Annotated in this window: 7 protein-coding genes; all 7 read left to right on the forward strand. The window is 63.6% G+C overall.

Annotation, left to right across the window (positions count from 1 at the left end):
* The first annotated feature begins 2 nt into the window (after positions 1-2).
* Entirely contained in the window at positions 3-191 is a 189-nt protein-coding gene (locus tag BB347_RS17360) for a CbtB domain-containing protein (protein WP_076583478.1), read from the forward strand.
* A gap of 2 nt (positions 192-193) precedes the next feature.
* Positions 194-955: a CbtA family protein gene (locus BB347_RS17365; RefSeq protein WP_076583480.1), complete on the forward strand. Its 762-nt coding sequence runs from the start codon at positions 194-196 to the stop codon at positions 953-955.
* A 3-nt stretch (positions 956-958) separates the two neighbouring features.
* Positions 959-1,330, forward strand: coding sequence for a (2Fe-2S) ferredoxin domain-containing protein (locus BB347_RS17370; RefSeq protein WP_076583482.1), 372 nt, complete (start codon positions 959-961; stop codon positions 1,328-1,330).
* A 95-nt stretch (positions 1,331-1,425) separates the two neighbouring features.
* Entirely contained in the window at positions 1,426-3,108 is a 1,683-nt protein-coding gene (locus tag BB347_RS17375; RefSeq protein WP_076583483.1) for a class I adenylate-forming enzyme family protein, read from the forward strand.
* Between the two features lie 90 nt (positions 3,109-3,198).
* Positions 3,199-4,269 (forward strand): quinone-dependent dihydroorotate dehydrogenase, encoded by a 1,071-nt coding sequence (locus tag BB347_RS17380; RefSeq protein ID WP_076583485.1) that lies wholly within the window; start codon positions 3,199-3,201, stop codon positions 4,267-4,269.
* Positions 4,270-4,388: 119 nt separating this feature from the next.
* Positions 4,389-5,660 carry an NRAMP family divalent metal transporter gene (locus tag BB347_RS17385; protein WP_076583486.1) on the forward strand — a complete coding sequence of 424 codons (1,272 nt, stop codon included), beginning with the start codon at positions 4,389-4,391 and terminating at the stop codon, positions 5,658-5,660.
* A gap of 291 nt (positions 5,661-5,951) precedes the next feature.
* Entirely contained in the window at positions 5,952-7,220 is a 1,269-nt protein-coding gene (gene tuf / locus BB347_RS17390) for a translation elongation factor EF-1 subunit alpha (protein WP_076583488.1), read from the forward strand.
* Positions 7,221-7,250 lie beyond the last annotated feature (30 nt).

The raw sequence follows: 7,250 nt of genomic DNA on the forward strand, positions 1-7,250 counted from the left end.
GTATGCCTGCGACGAACGATAGCGTTCACAATCGACTCGAATCGGCACAGAATCAACTCTCCCCGTTGCAGATCGCGAGCGGACTGTTGTTCGGTGCAGCAATTGCGTTCACGCTCGTTTTCCTGCAAGAACCCCTTGCTCACGACGCAATGCACAACTTCCGCCACGCTGCGGGAATCGCGTGTCACTAACGATGATCGCTGACTACCTTCAGCGAGGAATTCTCGCCGGCGTCGTCGCCGGACTCGCCTACGGCATGTACATGGTGCTCGTCGGCAATCCACTCGGCGACTACCTTCACGACGCACAACACGACCACGGCCACGATCACGGGCACGGACACGGCGACCACGGCCACGGCCACGAACACGCCGTCTCCGAAACTACGACGGCCATCGTCAGCGCCGGGAGCGGCGTCCTCTGGGCGATCTTCCTCGGCGGACTGTTCGCGATCGCGCTCTACTTCCTCGAGCCGGCGCTCCCCGGCTCCGAGAGCGTCAGAGCGTACGTGCTCGCCGGTGCTGGATTCTTCGCCGTTTCCGTCTCGCCGTGGCTCGTCTTGCCACCCGCTACACCGGGTGCCGAACAACTGTACACGATCGACGGTCGACTGGCGATCTACGTCGGGTTGATCGGACTCGGCGCACTCGTGGCGGCCGCGTCGATCACAGCCTACAAACGAGGTGCACCGAGGCATCCGCTCGTCGGCCTCCTCGTCGCCGCGGTGCCGATTGTAGCATTCGTCGCCATCGTCCCGTTCGCGACGCCGACGGTGATCACCCACCCCGACCTCTTCGGCGACCTCGTCTCGACGTACCAGGCGCTCGCCGCACTCAGCCAGGCCGCAATTTGGGCCCTGCTCGCGGGGACGTTCAACGCCCTTCGACGGCGAGCGGCCCCCGCTGGCGACGCGGCTGCCAGCGGATCGAACGACCCACTCGCCGCGAACCCATAACCAATGCAAAGCCAAACCGAACGTCAACGCGACCGCCTCGCCGCACAGGTGTTCGTCTGCACCAACGCTCGAGACTCCGAGTACGCCTGCTGTGCCGACGTCGGCGGGCAGGAGACGCTCGAGGCCGTCAAATCGTGGCTCCGCCAACGCAACGCGTTCTGGAGTCCGATCTCCGTGACGGAAACCGGCTGTCTCGGCCTCTGTAGCGAGGAGGGAACCGCAATCGCGATCCAGCCTCGAAACGAGTGGTATTCGGACGTGACACCCGAGGACGTGCCCGACCTTCTCGAAGCCGAGTTCGGCCCCGATGCCCAGCGAGTCAGTCGAGAGTCAGAGCGCCACGCCCCAACGGACGACACGACGGCCGCGGAGTAGTCCTGCCCGAGCGACGCGAGCAGCCACACGAGTTGTGAAATGCCCACACGGCACAACGATTTTATCGACGGATTCCGACTGCTGGGATAGGAAAAATGCTCGCATGGCCGGAAGAAACGATATACGAGGCGCTCGAGGCGGTCGCATCGACGCACCCAGAAAAGTCGGCCGTCGTCGGTCCCGACACCGACCGGACGTACGCGACTCTCCTCGAGGAAAGTCGATCGCTCGCCGCCGGACTGGCGGACCTCGGCGTCGGAGCGGGTGACGTCGTCGCAGTCTGGCTCGGAAACCGCCCCGAGTGGGTCGCCTGCCAACTCGCGACCTCGGTTCTCGGTGCCGCGATGGTCGCCGTCAACACCCGCTATCGAACCCACGAACTCGAGTACATGCTCACCGACTCGAGTGCGAGTGTCCTCGTGACCGAGGAGTCACTACTCGGACGGAACTACCACGAGATGGTCGAATCGACCGTGCCGGAAGTCGCCACGCAGTCGCCATCGACGTTCGACCCGGACTCGATTCCGACGCTCGATGCCGTCGTGAGCCTCGAGTCCGATCCACGACGGCCAGCCATTCGCGACTACGAGGACGTGGTCGGGGAGGGACGGAGTCGAGTATCGAACGCCGACCTCGAGCCAGCGAGCGACCCCGCTGCGACGGCGGCGATTTTCTACACGAGCGGGACGACGAGCGACCCGAAGGGCTGTCTCCAGTCGAATCGCTCGCTGGTGAACCACAGCGCACACGTCGCGGCCCACCTCGGGATCACCGAAACGGACGTGGGCGTCGCGACGCTGCCGTTCTGTGGCATCTGGGGGTACAACACGGTGTTCGCACACCTCCTCGCAGGCGCGACGCTCGTCACGCAGACGCACTTCGATCCCGAGCGAACGATCGACCTGGTCGACGACCACGATGCGACCTCCCTCTCCGGGTTGGGCGTGATGTTCGAACGGATGCTCGCAACTGCGGACTTCGCTCGCTCGCGCGTCGACACGCTCGAGCGCGGCGTCGTCGGGTTCATCAGCAAGGGGTTCGACGAACCGCTGTTCGAACGGATCGAAGACGCGTTCGGTTTTCCGGTGGTCCAACCCTACGGCCTCTCGGAGGCGAACAGCCAGCTCTTCGTCGGCGATCCGGCAGCGCCGATGGCGAAACGAAAACGAGTCGGCGGGCCGCCGGTTCACCCCGAAATCGAGGTTCGGATCGTCGATCCGGAGACTCGAGCGGACCGACCGACGGGCGAGGCCGGTGAACTCGCCCTTCGCGGCTATCCGGTTGCGGACGGCTACCTCGGCAAGCCCGACGCGACTGCCGAGGCGTTCGACGAGTCGGGGTGGTTCTACACCGGCGACCTCTGCGTTCGGGAGGCCGACGGTTCGGTCTACTACCGCTCGAGGCTCGACGACGCGCTGCGAACGCGGGGCTTCCTCGTCGCGCCCAGAGAAATCGCGGCCGCCGTCGAGGAGCACCCGGCCGTGCGCTCGTGTGAAGTCGTCGGCACACCACACCCACGCCACGGCGAGGTGCCGGTCGCCTTCGTCATCCTCGAGAGTGACGGCGAGGGCGGGGGGAGTAGCGACACGGGAGGCGAGAGCGAGGATGGCGTTTCTGCCGACAGCCTCGAGACGTTTCTCGACGACCGAGTCGCGGACTACAAGGTTCCGGCCGCGTTCGAGTTCGTCGAGGCGTTCCCGACGACGCCGGGGCCGAACGGGGAGAAAGTCCAAAAGGGAACGTTACGCGAGCGCGTTCGGGATCGGTTCGACTCCTGATCGGCTTCGCCACGCGGTGAGAGCGTGGACGCGCTCGACACCGTCGCGGCTTCGGGACGTTTAGGTACCAGCGATTCGAGTGTTCGGGCAATGACGCTGTACTCGCGGGTTCGGCCCCTCGCGTTCACATTGCCCGCCGAGACGGCACACGATCTCGGCAAACGGACGCTCCGGGCCGCCCAATCCACGTGGCCGACGCGGACGGCGCTCTCGAGTGCCTACCAGTACGAGCATCCGGCACTCGAGGTTGACCTGTTCGGCACCACGTTTTCGAACCCGGTGGGCGTGGCGGCCGGCTTCGACAAGAACGCCGAAGTGACACACGCGCTCGAGGCGCTCGGGTTCGGATTCGTCGAAATCGGCACCGTCACTCCCTATCCCCAGGAGGGTAACGACAGGCCACGGCTGTTCCGTCTCCGGGAGGACGAAGCGATGGTCAACCGAATGGGATTCAACGGGCAGGGGATGGAACGCGTCAGAACCCGACTCGAGGCCGACGGCACTCCCGGCTTCCCACTCGGCGTCAATATCGGGAAGATGAACTCCTCGAGCGAAGACGAAGCGATCGAGGACTACCGGCGCGTCTTCGACCGACTCTCGCCGTTCGCCGACTACGTCGTCGTCAACGTCTCCTGTCCGAACACGCCCGACGAGTTCGACGAAGCCTCACCCGATCATCTCCGGGCGATTTTCGAGACGCTCGAGGCCGAAAACGACGGAGATGTCCCAATGCTGGTGAAGATTGGCCCCGACGAACCCGAGGAGTCGGTGCTCGAGTTAGTCGATATCGTCCAGCGCTTCGACCTGGACGGCATCGTCGCGACGAACACATCGACGAGTCGCGAGGGTCTCGAGTCACCGGCGCGAAGCGAGTGGGGCGGGCTCAGCGGCGCTCCGATCGAAAATCGGTCGACGGCAGTCATTCGATCGATCGCGACGCACACCGACGGCGACCTGCCGATCATCGGCGTCGGCGGAGTCGATTCGCCGACGAGCGCGTACGCGAAGATTCGAGCCGGCGCGTCTCTCGTCCAGTTGTACACCGGCTTCGTCTACGAGGGCCCGTCGACGGCGAAGCGGATCAATCGCGGGCTCGTCCAGTTACTCGAGCGCGACGGCTTCGACACGGTCGAAGACGCCGTCGGTGCCGGCCTCGAGTAAACCAACCGTGCAGTTGAAGTGCTGACCCTTTTCCGGACGGTGAACTATATTCAGATACGTGCGCGGTATCGTCTGCCTCTCGTATCATTCGAATATAATAATTTTGATATAAATAAGACATGGGCGCAACAAACTCGGTTCCAGAACAGATCGCTGACGAACTGTCGAAGGCGGTTAGAGAGTACGGACTGGCGTTCGTTATGGTCGCCAGTTACTTCGGCTCGGGATCGGTTTTCATCGCGAGCCAGGCCGGCGTAATGCACGGCTACACGCTCCTGTGGGCCGTCGTTGGCGCGGTATTGCTCGGCATCATGGCCCAAGACATGAGCGCTCGACTGGGGATCCACGGCGAACCGCTCATGGTCTTCGTCCGACGAAAACTGGGACGCGTCCCCGCGACGGGGATCGCGGTCTTTCTCTCGATCGGCTGCATCGCCTGGTGTCTCGGCCTCGTCGCCGCCGTCGGCGCCGGCGTCTCCTTTCTGACCGGCGGCACCATCGCCTGGCAGCCGGTCGCAATCGTGACGACCGTCCTCGCCATCGGCGTCGGCTTGCTGGACTACCAGCGGATCGAACAGCTGATGGTCGTAATGATGGTGTCGCTGATGGTGCTCTACCTCGTCGTCGCGGGCCCGAGCAATCCCGACCTGGGTGCTGTGGCGCTCGGATTCGTCCCGACGTCGGACGCGCTCGGCGCGTTGACGATCGCCGCCGGCCTGCTCGGGACGACCGCGCTGTGGCCCAACTTCTTCCTCGAGTCGATCCTCGTCGAGGAGAAGGGGTGGGCCGACGAGAGCGACGTCTCGAACGCCCGTCGGGACCTGACGATCGGATTCACCGTCGGCGGGATTACCACGGTCGCGATCCTCATCGTGGCCGCCGCGATACTGCGGCCGATGGGGTACACCGAACTCGAGTCCTTCATCACGCCGGGTGAGGCGCTCGTCGAAGTGCTCGGCACGTGGGCGATGGTGCTGTTCGTCGCGGGCGTCACCGTCGCGGCGTTCAATAGTATCATCCCGATCATGTGGACGCCGGCGTACATCGTTCCACAGGCGATGGACATCGACGTCGACCAGGGCACTCGCGCCTTCAAGCTCGTTTTCGTCGCCGTCACCGCGACAGGTTTCGCTTCGCCGCTGGTCAGTCACCTCCTGGACCTGCAGGTCGTCGACATGGTCATCCTGTTCCCGACGTACAACGGCATCTTCGGCCTACCGCTCGCGGCGTTGTTGTTGTACTGGGCAGTTAACGACCGCGAGACGATGGGCCAACACCGGAACACGACAGCACTGAACGTCGTCAACGCGTTTCTCGTGTTGCTGGCGTTCATTCTCGCCGTCTTCGCGGCCCAGGACTTCCTCGAGGTACTCTTCGGTGGCGGCTTCTAGCGACCACGAGACCGGTCGGGAACCCCTGTCGACGCGAGTTTCGAGGGAGTGGCCCTCCTTCGGGTGAGAGCTGTGGACGCTGACGCGCGGTCAGTAGTACGCCCCGGTGGGCGGCAATTGTCATTTAAAATACAGTTGGCGTGTTACAGGTGGCGTTTCCGACGGTTCTCGGGGTGAACAGTGGATCAGCGAATCCCGCGTAGTACTACCACAGCCGGTAGTTCACTCGAGGTATCATACGTGGTCGTTTTACGTCCAGCTACCGTAGTTCGCGGGTGCGAGTGACACAGAATGAGTGACAAACCCCACCAAAATCTGGCTATCATCGGACACGTCGACCACGGGAAGAGCACGCTGGTCGGGCGACTCCTCTACGAGACGGGGAACATCCCCGAACACGTCATCGAGCAACACCGCGAGGAGGCCGAAGAGAAGGGCAAAGGCGGCTTCGAGTTCGCCTACGTCATGGACAACCTCGCCGAAGAACGCGAGCGCGGCGTGACGATCGACATCGCCCATCAGGAGTTCGACACCGACGAATACGACTTCACAATCGTCGATACGCCCGGACACCGCGACTTCGTCAAGAACATGATCACCGGGGCGTCTCAGGCCGATCACGCCGTCCTCGTCGTCGCGGCCGACGACGGCGTCGCGCCCCAGACCCAGGAGCACGTGTTCCTGGCTCGGACCCTCGGTATCGACGAACTCATCGTCGCCGTCAACAAGATGGACGTCGTCGACTACGAGGAATCGACGTACGACGAGGTCGTCGAGGAAGTCACGCAACTGCTCAAGCAGGTGCAATTCAACACCGACGACGCCTCGTTCATCCCGATTTCGGCGTTCGAAGGCGACAACGTCGCCGAATCGTCGGACGAGACGGACTGGTACGACGACGAAACGTTGCTCGAGGCCCTGAACGATCTCCCCGAGCCACAGCCGCCGACGGACGCGCCGCTCCGACTCCCAATTCAGGACGTATACACGATTTCGGGAATCGGGACCGTCCCAGTCGGCCGAATCGAGACCGGTGTCATGAACATCGGCGACACCGTCTCCTTCCAGCCCAGCGACGTGGGCGGCGAAGTGAAGACGATCGAGATGCACCACGAGGAGGTGCCAAAAGCAGAGCCGGGTGACAACGTCGGATTCAACGTTCGTGGCATCGGCAAGGACGACATCCGCCGTGGTGACGTCTGTGGCCCAGCCGACGAGCCACCGAGCGTCGCCGAGACGTTCCAGGCACAGGTCGTCGTCATGCAACACCCGTCCGTGATCACGGCTGGCTACACGCCAGTCTTCCACGCTCACACCGCACAGGTCGCGTGCACGATCGAATCCATCGACAAGAAGATGGACCCCGCAAGCGGCGAGGTCGCCGAAGAAGACCCCGACTTCATCCAGTCTGGTGACGCTGCTGTGGTCACGATCCGACCACAAAAGCCACTCAGCATCGAGCCATCGAGCGAGATCCCAGAACTCGGGAGCTTCGCCATCCGTGACATGGGTCAGACCATCGCGGCCGGCAAGGTCCTCGAGATCAACGAGCGAGAGTGAGCGAGCGCTTCGAAGCGCTCGCTCCGACAA

It is taken from the genome of Natronorubrum daqingense (assembly GCF_001971705.1).
GTDB lineage: Archaea > Halobacteriota > Halobacteria > Halobacteriales > Natrialbaceae > Natronorubrum > Natronorubrum daqingense.